Source organism: Nitrosomonas aestuarii (genome assembly GCF_003046585.1).
Classification (GTDB): domain Bacteria; phylum Pseudomonadota; class Gammaproteobacteria; order Burkholderiales; family Nitrosomonadaceae; genus Nitrosomonas; species Nitrosomonas aestuarii.
In genome coordinates this window covers 1-13768 of the sequence record NZ_QAAE01000015.1, presented here as the reverse complement: position 1 = coordinate 13768, position 13768 = coordinate 1, and the positions used below count along the sequence as shown (strand labels likewise).

The following is a 13768-nucleotide window of genomic DNA, read 5'->3' as shown; positions in this document are numbered from 1 at the left end:
ATTTCTGGAATGCTTTAGAAACGGCTCATGTGGCTGGATAAGAGCCCAGTATCTTCAGGAAGGTTGCCTTTTTGGTAAGCTCTTCAAGGGCGCGTGAGACATTTTTATCTTTTTGATGCCCTTCAATATCGACAAAAAAAACATACTGCCAGAGACTGGTGCGCGATGGACGGGATTCGAGGCGGCTCATGCTGACATTATGCTCCGAAAATGGAGTCAGCAATTTATGAATGGCGCCCGCATAATTCCCGGCAGACATGACCAGAGATGTTTTGTCTTTGCCAGATGGTTCAACTTCCTGTGTTCCAAGAACCAGGAAACGCGTGGTGTTTTTTGAATCATCTTCGATGTTTTCAGCACAGATAGCTAATCCATAAAGATCGGCAGCTCTTTTGCTTGCAATGGCGGCTGCATGCTCATCTCGTGCGGCCAGGCGGGCTGCGTCAGCATTGCTGCTGGTATTAATATAAGCAGTGCTGGAAATTCCAGACAGGTTGGTCTGTAACCAATGATGACATTGTGCAAATGACTGGGGATGTGAAAAGATTTTATCGATTTTAGTCAAATCAGGTTGACTTGCCATCAATGATTGATGAACCGGCAACTGAATTTCTCCGCAAACAGTGAGAGAAGTTTGTAACAGCAAATCCAATGTTCTCCCCACGGCTCCTTCCGTTGAGTTTTCAACGGGAACGACGCCGTAACCGGCATTGTCGGATTCGACACTGCGAAATACAGCGTCGATTGAATCGCATGGCAGGGTAGTGATGGCATTGCCAAAACGTTTAATTGCAGCTTCTTCAGAGAATGTGCCCTGCGGTCCCAGGAAAGCGACCGTCATGGATTTTTCCAATGCACGGCAGACCGACATGATTTCTGTAAAAAGTTGCGCGATGCGTGTGTCCTCTAACGGCCCAGGGTTGTCCTGTCGTACCCGGGATAAAATCTGGGCTTCGCGTTCAGGCCGATAAATAGTGTCGCTTTTTTTTATGATACCAATTTGTTGTGCATATTCGGCGCGCTTGTTGACTAGTTTGAGAATTTCTCCGTCAATTTTGTCTATCTCATCACGTAATTGTTTTAATTGCTCGGTCATATACAGTTATGATTAGAGTTTATCGAATTGGGAAAGGCACATAGCGTGCCGACAAAACGCCTGAAACCAGAGCAATTTCATCAATAACTTTTTGTGGAACCGGACTGTCGACGTCAACCAGCGTATATGCCATTTCACCACGCGATTTGTTCATCATATTATGGATATTCAATCCTGCTTTAGCCATGTCGGTGGAGATCTGTCCCACGATATTGGGCACGTTCGAATTGGCTATGGCTATCCGGTAAGGTGATTCGCGCTCCATACTGATATTGGGAAAATTGACTGTATTGGTAATGTTTCCGTTTTGTAAATAATCAATGAGTTGGTTAACAACCATCACAGCACAGTTTTCCTCGGCTTCCTGTGTGGAGGCGCCGAGGTGCGGCAATGTAATGACAGATTCCTGGTGTTGCAATTTTTGACTTGGAAAATCACATACATAAAACTTTATTTTCCGTGATGCGATACCTGTTAATACGGCATCTTCATCAACAATTGCATTGCGGGAAAAATTTAACACAATCGTGTTTTGTTTCATGACACCAATGCTTTTTTCATTGATGATATGGCGTGTTGTATCCAACAAAGGTACGTGGACTGTAATAAAGTCGCTGTTGCGAAGTAATGCTTCGATACTGTGTGCTTTTTTGACTTCCGCTGACAAGCTCCAGGCCGACTCAACCGTGATATTCGGGTCATACCCGATTACTTTCATACCGAGTTTGATTGCCGCATCGGCGACCAGTCTGCCGATTTCTCCCAAGCCGATAATGCCCAGTGTACGCCCCGGTAATTCCACACCCGAGAAGCGTTTTTTTTCACTTTCAGCCTGTTTGTGTAATGTATCGTCATCACCTTGCAGGGTTTCTACAAAGCGCAAAGCGGGCAACAGATTGCGCGCAGCCAGTAATAACCCTGCCACTACAAGCTCTTTGACGGCATTGGCATTTGCTCCGGGTGTGTTAAACACGGGGATGCCGCGTTCGCTCAGAGCGTAGACAGGGATATTGTTTGTTCCCGCACCTGCGCGCCCAATTGCCAGAACACTTTTTGCAATTTTCATGTTCAGCATATTATGCGAACGTACCACAATAGCGTCCGGGTCCATGATGTCTGCGCCAACCTTATAGTTATCTTCAGGAAAACGACCCAATCCCAACGGCGAGATTTGATTCAATGTTAGAATCTTGAAGTTGGTTTTCTGATTTTCAGGCATGTTTGCTGGCAAATTCCTTCATAAAGGTAATGAGTTGAACAACGCCTTCCACAGGCATGGCATTGTAAAGTGATGCGCGCATACCGCCGACTGAGCGATGCCCTTTTAATTGAACCAAGCCGTTTGCTTCGGCCTGTTTAAGAAAGGCTTCGTCCAATGCAGGGTCCTTAAGGGTAAAAGGGATGTTCATACGTGATCGATCCTGTCTGGCAACCGGACAGTGATAAAAATCGCTGGTATCCAACAAGTCATATAATAATGCCGCTTTGTGAATATTGTTTTGTTCGACGACAGTTAACCCGCCTTGTTGCTTTAACCATTTTAATACCAGTCCGGTAATGTAAATGGCGTATGTGGGTGGCGTGTTATACATGGAGTCATTTTTGATATGTACCATATAGTCGAACAGAGTGGGTGTTCCTGGTAGCGGAAAGCCAGCCAGGTCTTCTCGGATAATGACAAGTACCAGACCGGCAGGTCCCAGGTTTTTTTGTGCTCCGGCATAAATGAGTCCATAACGGGAAACATCCAGTGAGCGCGATAAAATGTTGGATGACATATCGGCCACTAATGGAACTTCGCTGTCCATGGGGAAATCCGGTGCCCAGTTAAACTCTACGCCGCCTATGGTTTCATTGGATGTATAGTGGATATAGGCCGCATCATCGTTAAGTCGCCATTGATCTTGTGTTGGGGCATAAGTGAATCTCGCGTCTTCTGATGAAGCGGCAATGTTGACGGTGCAGTATTTTTTTGCTTCTTTAATGGCCTTCTCTGACCATTGCCCAGTGTTGATATAATCCGCTTTTTTTTTGCCGCGTAATAAGTTCATGGGTATCATGGCAAATTGACTTGATGCGCCGCCCTGTAGAAACAATACTTTATAATTTGATGGAATACCCGCCAGGTTACGTAAGTCATTCTCAAGGTCTTCAATAATGGCCATGAATTCCTTTCCGCGATGACTCATCTCCATTACAGACATGCCGCTGCCATGCCAGTCAAGCATTTCATCGCGTGCCTGTTGCAAGACTTCTTTCGGTAACGCTGCGGGCCCTGCGCTGAAGTTATAGATTTGACTCATTTAAGTAATTAAATTGGTACTAGATATTTTTTTGATTATTTGAAGATTTAGAAGAAACAGAAAGCTGTTTTTGATCACTCATCCGCGCTCTCTATAACTCTTTCCAGTCCGGCTAGTTTTTCACCAGCATCCAGATTAATCAGGGTGACGCCTTGAGTGGCGCGACTCATTTCACGTACTTCATTAACGCGCGTACGAATCAGTACACCACCGGATGTGATCAACATAATTTCATCATCTGGGCGAACCAGCTTTGCAGTGACTACTTTTCCATTACGTTTACTCGTTTTGATGGCAATCATGCCCTGTGTTCCGCGGCTGTGACGGGTATATTCGTTGATGGGTGTACGCTTGCCATAACCATTCTCGGTTACAGTCAGTACGGCTTGCTCCTCATTCTCAGCAACCAACATAGAAATAACTTTTTGGCCGACGCCCAATTTCATACCACGTACACCACGTGCGCCACGACCCATAGGACGTACATCGTTTTCGCTGAAACGCATAGCCTTGCCGTTATCAGAAAACAACATAACATCATATTGACCGTTGGTCAGTGCAACACCAATTAGATAATCATCTTCATTTAATCCTATGGCAATAATGCCATTGTTGCGAGGTCTGGAGAATTCTGACAACGGTGTTTTCTTGACGGTGCCGGATGCTGTAGCCATGAAAATAAACTGGTTAGCATCAAATATTTTTACCGGCAAAATGGCATTAATTTTTTCGTTTTCTTCCAGTTGCAACAGATTTACAATTGGTTTGCCGCGAGAGGAACGTCCACCTTGTGGTACGGTATAAACCTTGATCCAGTATACGCGGCCACGACTGGAGAAACAGAGAATATAATCATGTGTATTGGCGATAAAGAGGTTGTCAATAAAATCATCCTCTTTGGTACTGGTAGCCTGTTTGCCGCGACCGCCTCGCTTTTGAGCGCGGTATTCATCCAAAAGCTGCGATTTGATATAGCCACTGTGTGAGAGTGTGACCACCACGTCCGCGGGCGCAATTAAATCTTCCATGCTCAGGTCTTGGGTATCGATGACAATTTCGCTGCGACGTTTATCGCCAAACTGTTGCCTAATAACTTCAAGCTCTTCGGTGATAATGCCGGTGATACGCTCTGAATTGGCAAGAATATCGAGGAAGTCTACAATTTTGTCCATAATGTCTTTGTATTCTTCGACAATTTTGTCTTGTTCCAGACCGGTCAGTCGTTGCAGGCGCAATTCCAGGATGGCTTGTGCTTGTGCATCGGATAAGCGATATCCTTGTGCCTGCAGGCCAAATTCAGGTGCCAGTCCCTCCGGGCGAAATGACTGACTATCGGTTACTGCGCGAGCGAGCATTTCTTCGACCAGACCGGAACGCCATTCCCGCGCCATTAAACCTTCCTTGGCAACCGCAGGTGTCGGTGATGCCTTGATGAGTGCGATGACTTCATCTACGTTTGACAGTGACACCGCCAGGCCTTCCAGAATATGGCCACGGTCACGCGCTTTTTTGAGTTCAAAAACAGTTCTACGTGTGACGATCTCACGTCGGTGGCGTAGGAATGCATCAAGAATCTGTTTTAAATTCAGCAGGCGCGGCTGGCCGTCCAGCAGAGCGACCATATTCATGCCGAAAGTATCCTGCATCTGTGTTTCTTTGTATAGATTATTAAGGATAACTTCAGCTAGTTCTCCGCGTTTAAGTTCAATCACGACACGCATTCCGGATTTGTCTGATTCATCACGTAAATCCGAGATACCTTCAATTTTTTTGTCGCGAACAAGCTCGCCTATACGGATGAGTAAATTAGCCTTGTTAACCTGATAAGGCAATTCATCGACTATGATGGCCTGGCGGCTACCTTTTTCCATATCTTCAAAGTGCGTGCGTGCACGCATCACAACACGGCCACGTCCTGTGCGATAGCCGTCATGAACGCCGGATAAGCCATAAATGATACCGGCTGTCGGGAAGTCCGGCGCTTGGATGCAGTCAATGAGTTCATCAATGCTGATTTGTGGATTTTTAAGTAATTTTAGGCTGGCATCGATAACTTCATTCAGGTTATGCGGCGGGATATTGGTAGCCATGCCAACAGCAATGCCGGAAGAGCCGTTAATCAACAAATTGGGAACTTTGGTTGGAAGTATTAAAGGTTCTTTTTCGGTCTCATCATAGTTAGGTCCAAAATCGACAGTTTCTTTGTCCAGGTCAACGAGCAGTTCATGTGCAATGCGAGACATGCGAATCTCAGTGTAACGCATGGCGGCTGCATTATCGCCATCAACAGAACCAAAATTACCCTGGCCATCAATCAACATATACCGTAAGGAAAAAACCTGTGCCATGCGCACGATGGTGTCATAAACAGCGGTGTCGCCATGCGGATGATACTTACCGATCACATCACCCACGATACGTGCCGACTTTTTATAGGGGCGATTCCAGTCATTGGATAATTCATGCATTGCAAATAATACGCGCCGATGAACTGGCTTAAGACCGTCCCGAACATCAGGTAATGCGCGTCCGACGATTACACTCATAGCGTAATCCAGATAAGAACGGCGCATTTCCTCTTCTAGGCTTATAGGCAGAGTTTCCTTGGCAAATTGGTTCATTTTTTATGATTAATTAAGAAACAGCTGGTTATGATATAAATGCAGGTATCGATTTGATTGCCGGCAAGTACAAATTTTTTCATTTTACCATGATGCTGTCATTTCTCTGGTAACTTTGAAACTATCTTGTCATAAAAACCGAATTCTAAGCTTGTAATGGAAAAAAAACTTGAAAAAGCAGGCTATATGAGTAAAGATAATCGCTTTTTTAAAATTTATGGCGTGTTGCAGTATTGTTGAAATCTTGCTTGATACTTGCACCGTTTTTCGTAATTATTTCAATCAATGAGCGTAAATTAACGTGTCAAATGTAATGAATACATATGCACAGTTGCCTGTTACTTTCGTAAAAGGTGAGGGTGTGTGGCTGTGGGATGACCAGGGCGAGCGATATCTTGATGCGTTGGCTGGGGTTGCTGTATGCGGACTGGGTCATTGCCATCCACGCCTGGCTGAAGCGCTGTGCAAGCAAGCCAGAACGCTCATTCATACATCCAATGTCTATGTTATTGAGAAGCAGGAGCAATTGGCGTCACGATTGGCTGGGTTGTCGGGTATGGAAAAGGTTTTTTTCTGCAATTCGGGCGCAGAAGCTAATGAAGCTGCCATTAAGCTTGCACGGCTATACGGACATAATAATGGGGTGGAACTGCCAACCATAGTGGTCATGGAGCGCTCGTTTCATGGTCGCACGATGGCGACTTTAACCGCCACAGGTAATCGCAAGGTGCAGGCCGGATTCGAACCGTTATTATCGGGTTTTGTGCGCGTACCCTACAATAATATTGAAGCGGTCAGGCAGGTTGCTGTCAATAACAAAAGTGTAGTAGCTGTTTTAGTTGAACCTTTTCAAGGAGAAGGTGGCGTCAATATACCGCAAGCGCGTTATTTGCAGGAATTGCGCAGCCTGTGCGATGAATATAACTGGCTATTAATGCTGGACGAGGTTCAGTCTGGAATTGGGCGTAGTGGTCAATGGTTTGCGTTTCAACATACCGAAATCATGCCGGATGTGATGACGCTTGCCAAAGGCTTGGGTTCCGGTGTGCCGATTGGGGCATGTTTGGCAAGTGGTATAGCCTCAAAAACCTTTCAGCCAGGTAATCACGCTTCAACATTTGGTGGCAATCCTTTGGTTTGTGCAGCCGCTGCCGAGACGCTTGCCGTCATTGAAGAGGAGGGCCTGATTGCCCATGCAAGAACATTGGGTGCTTTTATACATGAACGATTGGAGGCACAGCTTGCCGGCATGAGTGATGTGATAGAAGTAAGAAGTCAGGGGCTGATGATAGGTATTGAACTTGCCGTTCCTTGCACTGCATTGGTCAAAAAAGCATTGGAAAAGAAACTGCTGATTAATGTTACTTCGGAGAAAGTGGTGCGTCTGTTGCCTGCGCTTGTGATGCAGCAAGATGAAGCCGAGCTAGTAGTTGATACTGTCAGTGAATTAATAAAGGAGTTCCTCAGTAGTTAGATAGATTATTCATTTTTTTATAATCTATCTGGTTTATTCTGTTTACTTGTATATGCAATTGAAGCATTTTTTGCAATTTAATGATTTTTGCCGTGAAGAATATGAATATTTGTTTGAGCGTTCGCGTTGGATAAAGCAGACGTTTAAACAATATCATCAATATTGGCCATTGGTCGATCGAACACTGGCGATGATTTTTGATAAAAGCTCAACCCGAACACGTCTGTCGTTCGAAGCGGGTATGAATCAATTAGGTGGCACGTCTATTTATCTTCCTACTCGAGATACGCAATTAGGACGTGGGGAACCCGTTGAGGATGCTGCGCGTGTTATATCGCGAATGGTTGATATAATTATGATTCGAACTTATGAGCATGACATATTGCAACGTTTTGCGGAGAATTCGCGTGTGCCGGTAATCAATGGTTTAACCGATGAATATCACCCGTGTCAGATTATGGGAGATATTTTTACGTTTATTGAGCATAGAGGTGCTATTGCAGGTAAAACAGTGGCCTGGATAGGTGACGTTAATAATATGTGCAATACTTGGCTGCAAGCTGCAGAAGTTTTTGACTTTAAAGTGCATGTTTCGGCGCCGCCCGGCTATGAAATAGTTTCGGAACAGATCGGTTTGTCGGGTACAAATAATTATGAGATGTTTTCCAGTCCACATGAGGCGGTGAAAAATGCAGATTTAGTAACGACAGATGTCTGGATCAGTATGGGATTTGAAGCGGAAACCGAAAAAAGAAAAACGGATTTTGCGGATTTCTGTGTGGACACTGAAATGATGGCGTTAGCAAAGAGAAACGCATTGTTTATGCATTGCCTGCCAGCTCATCGGGGTGAAGAAGTGGCGGCAGAAGTCATTGATGGACCTCAATCGGTGGTGTGGGATGAAGCGGAGAATCGATTACATACCCAGAAAGCGTTGATGGAGTACTTGTTGTTGGGAAAAATAAAGAAAGCTTGAACAAAACTGAATAGCCCGGTATTTGTAAATCTGTGAGTGATAAAAAATGAGAAAAATAAATAAAGTGGTTTTAGCCTTTTCGGGTGGACTGGATACATCGGTTATTCTCAAGTGGTTGCAGGATACCTATCAGTGTGAGGTGGTTACTTTTACAGCGGATATCGGCCAAGGAGAGGAAGTAGAGCCTGCGCGCGCAAAAGCACAGCAACTGGGTGTCAAGGAAATCTACATAGATGATTTGAGGGAAGAATTTGTTCGTGACTTTGTTTTTCCAATGTTCAGGGCAAACGCCATTTATGAGGGCGAGTATTTGCTTGGCACCAGTATTGCCAGGCCTTTAATTGCGAAAAGACAAATTGAAATTGCAAAAGAGACGGGCGCGGATGCCGTTTCGCATGGTGCTACGGGTAAGGGTAATGATCAGGTGCGTTTTGAATTGGGTTATTACGCGTTGCAGCCGAGTATCCATGTTATAGCGCCGTGGCGTGAATGGGAATTGACTTCGCGTGAAAAACTGATGCGCTATGCTGAGCAGCATAATATCCCTGTTGAAATGAAGAAAAAAATTGGTTCGCCCTATAGTATGGATGCCAATCTTTTACATATTTCCTACGAAGGCAGAAGCCTGGAGGATCCGGCTGTGGAGCCCGAAGAGTCTATGTGGCGCTGGAGTGTGTCTCCTGAGCGTGCGCCTGATGAAGCCGAATATCTGGAAATTGAATTTAAACGTGGTGATATGGTTGCGCTGAATGGTAATAGAATGACACCTGCTGAAGCTCTAACCACGCTTAATCAACTGGGTGGAAAGCATGGGATTGGTCGCCTTGATCTGGTGGAGAATCGTTATGTGGGTATGAAGTCTCGTGGTTGTTATGAAACACCTGGCGGGACTATATTGCTACGCGCACACCGCGCAATTGAGTCGATAACTCTGGATCGAGAGGTTGCACATTTAAAAGATGAGCTGATGCCACGATATGCTGCTTTGATTTACAATGGTTACTGGTGGAGTCCGGAGCGGAAAGTTATGCAAACCATGATCGACGCAACGCAAAATTCTGTCAACGGATGGGTCAGAGTGAAGTTGTATAAAGGCAATGTGATTGTGGTTGGACGTGATTCTGCAACAGATTCACTATTTGATGAAAAAGTTGCTACATTTGAGGATGATGCAGGGACATATGATCAGGCAGATGCACTTGGGTTTATCAAGTTAAATGCGCTGCGCTTACGTATTGCGGCAAATATGTTAAGGAAATAAAGCTTGCGCCTATTTGTTATTTTCCATTGGTTAGATCGAGAGGTGAAGTGAATGCCGTCATTTGATGTTGTTTCTGAAGTTGATGGACACGAGGTTAAAAACGCAGTCGATCAAACGAATAAAGAAGTCAGTGCAAGATTTGATTTTAAAGGAACTGATGCAAGGGTCGAGCAGGTCGATCTTGAGCTAACCGTGTTTGCTGATGATGAATTTAAGCTTGAGCAAGTTCTGGATATTTTGCGCTCCAAATTAACAAAAAGAAACATCGATGTTCGTTGTCTGGAAAAGGGACGAATAGAAAAAATAAGTGGCAACAAGCGGCAACAACAAGTAACTGTGAAAACGGGATTGCATATCGAGTTGGCTAAAAAGATTGTTAAAATTCTCAAAGAAAGTAAGCTGAAAGTGCAATCGAGTATTCAAGGCGACAGTGTACGTATATCTGGGGCGAAAAGAGATGTGCTGCAAGAAGCCATTCAGATCATAAAAACGGCGATAACAGATTTTCCGTTGCAATATCAAAATTTTAGGGAATGATTGCATAGAATGTGGTCTGCGCATGCAAGGATATGGTGGTGCCTGACATCGGTAGAGTTGACTGTAAAACTGAACAGGTAGTTGAGAGCAGTAAGCTAACTTTGTCTTGACATGAGGAAGTAAACCCCATAGAATCCGCTCTCTTTTCTATCGCGTCGAAAGTATCTATTTTAAGCGTCTGAAGATGCGGTAAGTTCAATTTCGTAGGCAGTAGGGTTGTTAGAGAAAACCAATTCAGCAAATAAGTCAGGACGGCTATGCGCCGTCCCAGTTTTTTAGGACATAGTGATATGCCGACTATTAGTCAGTTAGTACGCAAGCCGCGTGTGGCAAAAAGAGTGAAAAGTAGTGTGCCTGCGCTTGAGGATTGCCCGCAAAAAAGAGGTGTTTGTACCCGGGTATACACAACAACACCGAAAAAACCAAATTCGGCGTTGCGTAAGGTCGCCAGGGTAAGGTTAACAAACGGTTATGAAGTCTCCAGTTATATAGGGGGAGAGGGGCATAACCTGCAAGAACACTCAGTGGTACTCATTCGGGGTGGTCGTGTGAAGGATCTTCCAGGTGTGCGTTATCATACGGTGAGGGGAAGCCTTGATACTGCTGGTGTGAAGGATCGCAAGCAGGCGCGTTCAAAATATGGTTCTAAGAAACCTAAAACAGCCTAATGGTCAGTTGGTTAAAAGTTAAGAAGGAAGCATAATGCCAAGACGTAGAGAAGTGCCAAAGCGTGAAATACTGCCAGATCCAAAATATCATAATGTTGAGTTGGCTAAATTTGTGAATGTGTTGATGACACGTGGGAAAAAATCTGTCGCTGAGAGGATTATATACGGAGCGTTGGGGTATATTGAAAAGAAAACTGGTGGTGATCCAATGGAGATTTTCACGCAGGCGTTGACAAATGTGCGTCCGTTGGTAGAGGTGAAAAGTCGACGGGTAGGTGGCGCAAATTATCAAGTTCCTGTTGAGGTTCGCTCTGTTCGACGGAATGCATTGGCAATGCGATGGTTGCGTGATGCGGCAAGAAAAAGAAGTGAAAAATCAATGGATATGCGTCTGGCAGGAGAATTGGCCGAGGCGGCCGAAAATCGAGGTGGGGCAGTCAAGAAAAAAGAAGAAGTACATAGAATGGCGGAGTCAAATAAGGCTTTCTCGCATTTTAGGTTTTAGTGTATCGATTTTTTGACTCATTCATTCAAATAGTAAGTAAACAATTATATAAGTTAGGGCATTTGTACCGTGGCAAGAAAAACTCCCATCGAACGCTATAGAAATATAGGCATTATGGCGCATATTGACGCCGGTAAGACAACAACTACTGAGCGTGTTCTTTTTTATACTGGCGTGTCTCATAAAATTGGCGAAGTACATGACGGCGCGGCGACCATGGATTGGATGGAGCAAGAGCAGGAAAGAGGTATTACTATTACTTCAGCTGCTACTACTTGTTTTTGGCAGGGTATGGATGGTAATTCTCCCGAGCATCGCATTAATATTATTGATACCCCCGGTCACGTAGATTTTACGATTGAAGTGGAAAGGTCGTTACGTGTGCTTGATGGAGCTTGCACGGTGTTTTGTGCTGTAGGAGGGGTTCAGCCGCAAACAGAAACTGTTTGGCGGCAGGCCAATAAATATCAAGTGCCTAGGTTGGCTTTCGTAAACAAGATGGATAGATCTGGTGCGGATTTCATGCGTGTATATGAGCAAATCAAAACACGATTAAAGGCAGTGCCAGTGCCGATACAGCTGCCTATTGGCGCGGAAGATAAGTTTGAGGGTGTGGTTGATCTCGTAAAAATGAAAGCTATTTATTGGGATGATGAGACCAGAGGGCTTAAATTTGAAGAGCGTGAAATACCTGATAATTTAAAAGAAGATGCGCAGACGTGGCAGGAGAAAATGATTGAGACTGCAGCCGAAGCAGACGAAGATTTGATGAATAAATATCTGGAAAATGGAGAGTTGGATGTTTCAGATATAAAAAAAGGGTTGCGACTAAGAACAATCAACAATGAAATTGTGCCCATGTTGTGTGGTACTGCTTTCAAAAATAAAGGTGTTCAGGCAATGCTTGATGCTGTCCTTGATTATATGCCTTCCCCGGTAGATGTTGTGGCTATTCAGGGAGAGAAGGAAAATGGGGATGCCGATAAAAGAAAATCAGATGATAAAGAACCCTTTTCAGCACTGGCTTTTAAAGTGGCAACTGATCCGTATGTGGGGCAGCTAATATTTTTTAGAGTGTATTCGGGGGTGGTTAATTCCGGCGATACTGTTTATAACCCAATCAAAGCTCGTAAAGAAAGAATAGGTCGTATATTGCAAATGCATGCTAATCAGCGTGACGAGATAAAGGAAGTGCGTGCTGGTGATATTGCCGCGGCTGTGGGGCTTAAAGACGTAACAACTGGCGACACGCTGTGTGATCCGAGTGCAATAATAACCCTGGAAAAAATGGATTTCCCTGATCCGGTTATACATGTGGCGGTTGAGCCAAAAACGAAATTGGATCAAGAAAAAATGGGTATTGCCCTAAATAGATTGGCGCAGGAGGATCCCTCATTTAGAGTCAGAACAGATGAAGAATCTGGTCAAACAATTATCTCTGGAATGGGAGAGCTCCATTTGGAGATCATCGTTGATCGCATGAAGCGGGAATTTGGTGTTGAGGCAAATGTCGGAGCGCCGCAGGTTGCTTATAGAGAGGCAATTAAGAAACAGGTGGAAATCGAAGGTAAGTTTGTTAAGCAATCGGGTGGTCGTGGGCAATACGGTCATGTGTGGTTAAAAATGGAGCCCAACGAAACAGGCAAGGGCTTTGAGTTTGTTGATGAAATCAAGGGGGGGGTAGTGCCAAGGGAGTACATTCCGGCGGTAGAAAAAGGATTGCTTGATACTCTCCCAAATGGTATATTGGCAGGTTTTCCTGTTGTCGATGTAAAAGTGACGCTTTTTGATGGTTCGTATCACGATGTCGATTCAAATGAAAATGCTTTTAAAATGGCTGCATCAATTGCGTTTAAAGATGGGATGAGAAAAGCCAGTCCGGTGCTGCTCGAGCCAATGATGGCAGTTGAAGTGGAGTCACCGGAAGAATTTATGGGAAATGTTGTGGGTGATTTGTCATCGCGGCGTGGAATGATACAGGGAATGGAAGATACGCCGGGCTTAAAATTAATTCGTGCCGAAGTTCCGTTGGCTGAAATGTTTGGTTATTCTACAGCATTGCGTTCGGCGACTCAGGGTAGGGCTACATATTCAATGGAGTTTAAGCATTATGCCGAAGCGCCAAAAAATGTAGCTGAAGCGGTAATTAATAAGAAATGAAATTAGTGAGAGTATAAGGGAAAGGTCATGGCAAAAAGCAAGTTTGAGCGTTTAAAGCCGCATGTGAATGTGGGTACAATTGGGCATGTGGATCATGGTAAGACCACGCTGACGGCGGCAATTACTACAATACTGACATCAAAATTTGGGGGAGAGTCAAAAAGCTA

12 protein-coding genes are annotated in these 13768 nt (G+C 44.6%); 8 read left to right on the top strand and 4 right to left on the bottom strand.

Annotation, left to right across the window (positions count from 1 at the left end; genetic code table 11):
- Positions 1–25 precede the first annotated feature (25 nt).
- From pheA to gyrA, 4 genes are all read right to left on the bottom strand, one after another.
- The gene (pheA, locus tag C8R11_RS11930; RefSeq protein ID WP_107795902.1) at positions 26–1096 is read right to left on the bottom strand and encodes a prephenate dehydratase; all 1071 of its coding nucleotides are present in this window, start codon (positions 1094–1096) and stop codon (positions 26–28) included.
- A gap of 19 nt (positions 1097–1115) precedes the next feature.
- Entirely contained in the window at positions 1116–2315 is a 1200-nt protein-coding gene (locus C8R11_RS11925; protein WP_107795901.1) for a 3-phosphoglycerate dehydrogenase family protein, read from the bottom strand.
- Positions 2308–3399 (bottom strand): 3-phosphoserine/phosphohydroxythreonine transaminase, encoded by a 1092-nt coding sequence (serC, locus tag C8R11_RS11920; RefSeq protein ID WP_107795900.1) that lies wholly within the window; start codon positions 3397–3399, stop codon positions 2308–2310. Before serC ends, C8R11_RS11925 begins: the two co-directional genes overlap by 8 nt.
- Positions 3400–3473: 74 nt before the next feature.
- Positions 3474–6020 (bottom strand): DNA gyrase subunit A, encoded by a 2547-nt coding sequence (gene gyrA / locus C8R11_RS11915; protein ID WP_090700992.1) that lies wholly within the window; start codon positions 6018–6020, stop codon positions 3474–3476.
- Positions 6021–6321: 301 nt separating this feature from the next.
- On the opposite strand from gyrA, the gene C8R11_RS11910 reads away from it, so the two are divergent.
- The 8 genes from C8R11_RS11910 to C8R11_RS11875 all read left to right on the top strand — a co-directional run.
- Positions 6322–7494: an aspartate aminotransferase family protein gene (locus tag C8R11_RS11910; protein WP_244907656.1), complete on the top strand. Its 1173-nt coding sequence runs from the start codon at positions 6322–6324 to the stop codon at positions 7492–7494.
- A 52-nt stretch (positions 7495–7546) separates the two neighbouring features.
- Positions 7547–8470, top strand: a complete 924-nt coding sequence (gene argF / locus C8R11_RS11905) for an ornithine carbamoyltransferase (RefSeq protein ID WP_107795898.1) — start codon at positions 7547–7549, stop codon at positions 8468–8470.
- A gap of 46 nt (positions 8471–8516) precedes the next feature.
- Positions 8517–9731, top strand: coding sequence for an argininosuccinate synthase (locus C8R11_RS11900; protein WP_107795897.1), 1215 nt, complete (start codon positions 8517–8519; stop codon positions 9729–9731).
- Positions 9732–9782: 51 nt separating this feature from the next.
- Positions 9783–10268 (top strand): YajQ family cyclic di-GMP-binding protein, encoded by a 486-nt coding sequence (locus tag C8R11_RS11895; RefSeq protein ID WP_107795896.1) that lies wholly within the window; start codon positions 9783–9785, stop codon positions 10266–10268.
- Positions 10269–10558: 290 nt separating this feature from the next.
- A complete protein-coding gene (gene rpsL, locus C8R11_RS11890) occupies positions 10559–10936 on the top strand; it encodes a 30S ribosomal protein S12 (protein WP_090701005.1) in 378 nt (125 codons plus the stop codon).
- A gap of 34 nt (positions 10937–10970) precedes the next feature.
- On the top strand, positions 10971–11441 hold the full coding sequence (rpsG, locus tag C8R11_RS11885) for a 30S ribosomal protein S7 (protein WP_090701008.1): 471 nt from the start codon (positions 10971–10973) through the stop codon (positions 11439–11441).
- Between the two features lie 69 nt (positions 11442–11510).
- On the top strand, positions 11511–13601 hold the full coding sequence (gene fusA, locus C8R11_RS11880; RefSeq protein WP_107795895.1) for an elongation factor G: 2091 nt from the start codon (positions 11511–11513) through the stop codon (positions 13599–13601).
- Positions 13602–13628: 27 nt separating this feature from the next.
- On the top strand, positions 13629–13768 hold a 140-nt coding region (locus tag C8R11_RS11875), incomplete at its 3' end, for a GTP-binding protein (protein WP_244907662.1).

Coding starts and splice junctions, on each gene's coding strand:
- pheA (WP_107795902.1), bottom strand. CDS start 1,096: ATGACCGAGCAATTAAAACAATTACGTGATGAGATAGACAAAATTGAC.
- C8R11_RS11925 (WP_107795901.1), bottom strand. CDS start 2,315: ATGCCTGAAAATCAGAAAACCAACTTCAAGATTCTAACATTGAATCAA.
- serC (WP_107795900.1), bottom strand. CDS start 3,399: ATGAGTCAAATCTATAACTTCAGCGCAGGGCCCGCAGCGTTACCGAAA.
- gyrA (WP_090700992.1), bottom strand. CDS start 6,020: ATGAACCAATTTGCCAAGGAAACTCTGCCTATAAGCCTAGAAGAGGAA.
- argF (WP_107795898.1), top strand. CDS start 7,547: ATGCAATTGAAGCATTTTTTGCAATTTAATGATTTTTGCCGTGAAGAA.
- C8R11_RS11900 (WP_107795897.1), top strand. CDS start 8,517: ATGAGAAAAATAAATAAAGTGGTTTTAGCCTTTTCGGGTGGACTGGAT.
- C8R11_RS11895 (WP_107795896.1), top strand. CDS start 9,783: ATGCCGTCATTTGATGTTGTTTCTGAAGTTGATGGACACGAGGTTAAA.
- rpsL (WP_090701005.1), top strand. CDS start 10,559: ATGCCGACTATTAGTCAGTTAGTACGCAAGCCGCGTGTGGCAAAAAGA.
- rpsG (WP_090701008.1), top strand. CDS start 10,971: ATGCCAAGACGTAGAGAAGTGCCAAAGCGTGAAATACTGCCAGATCCA.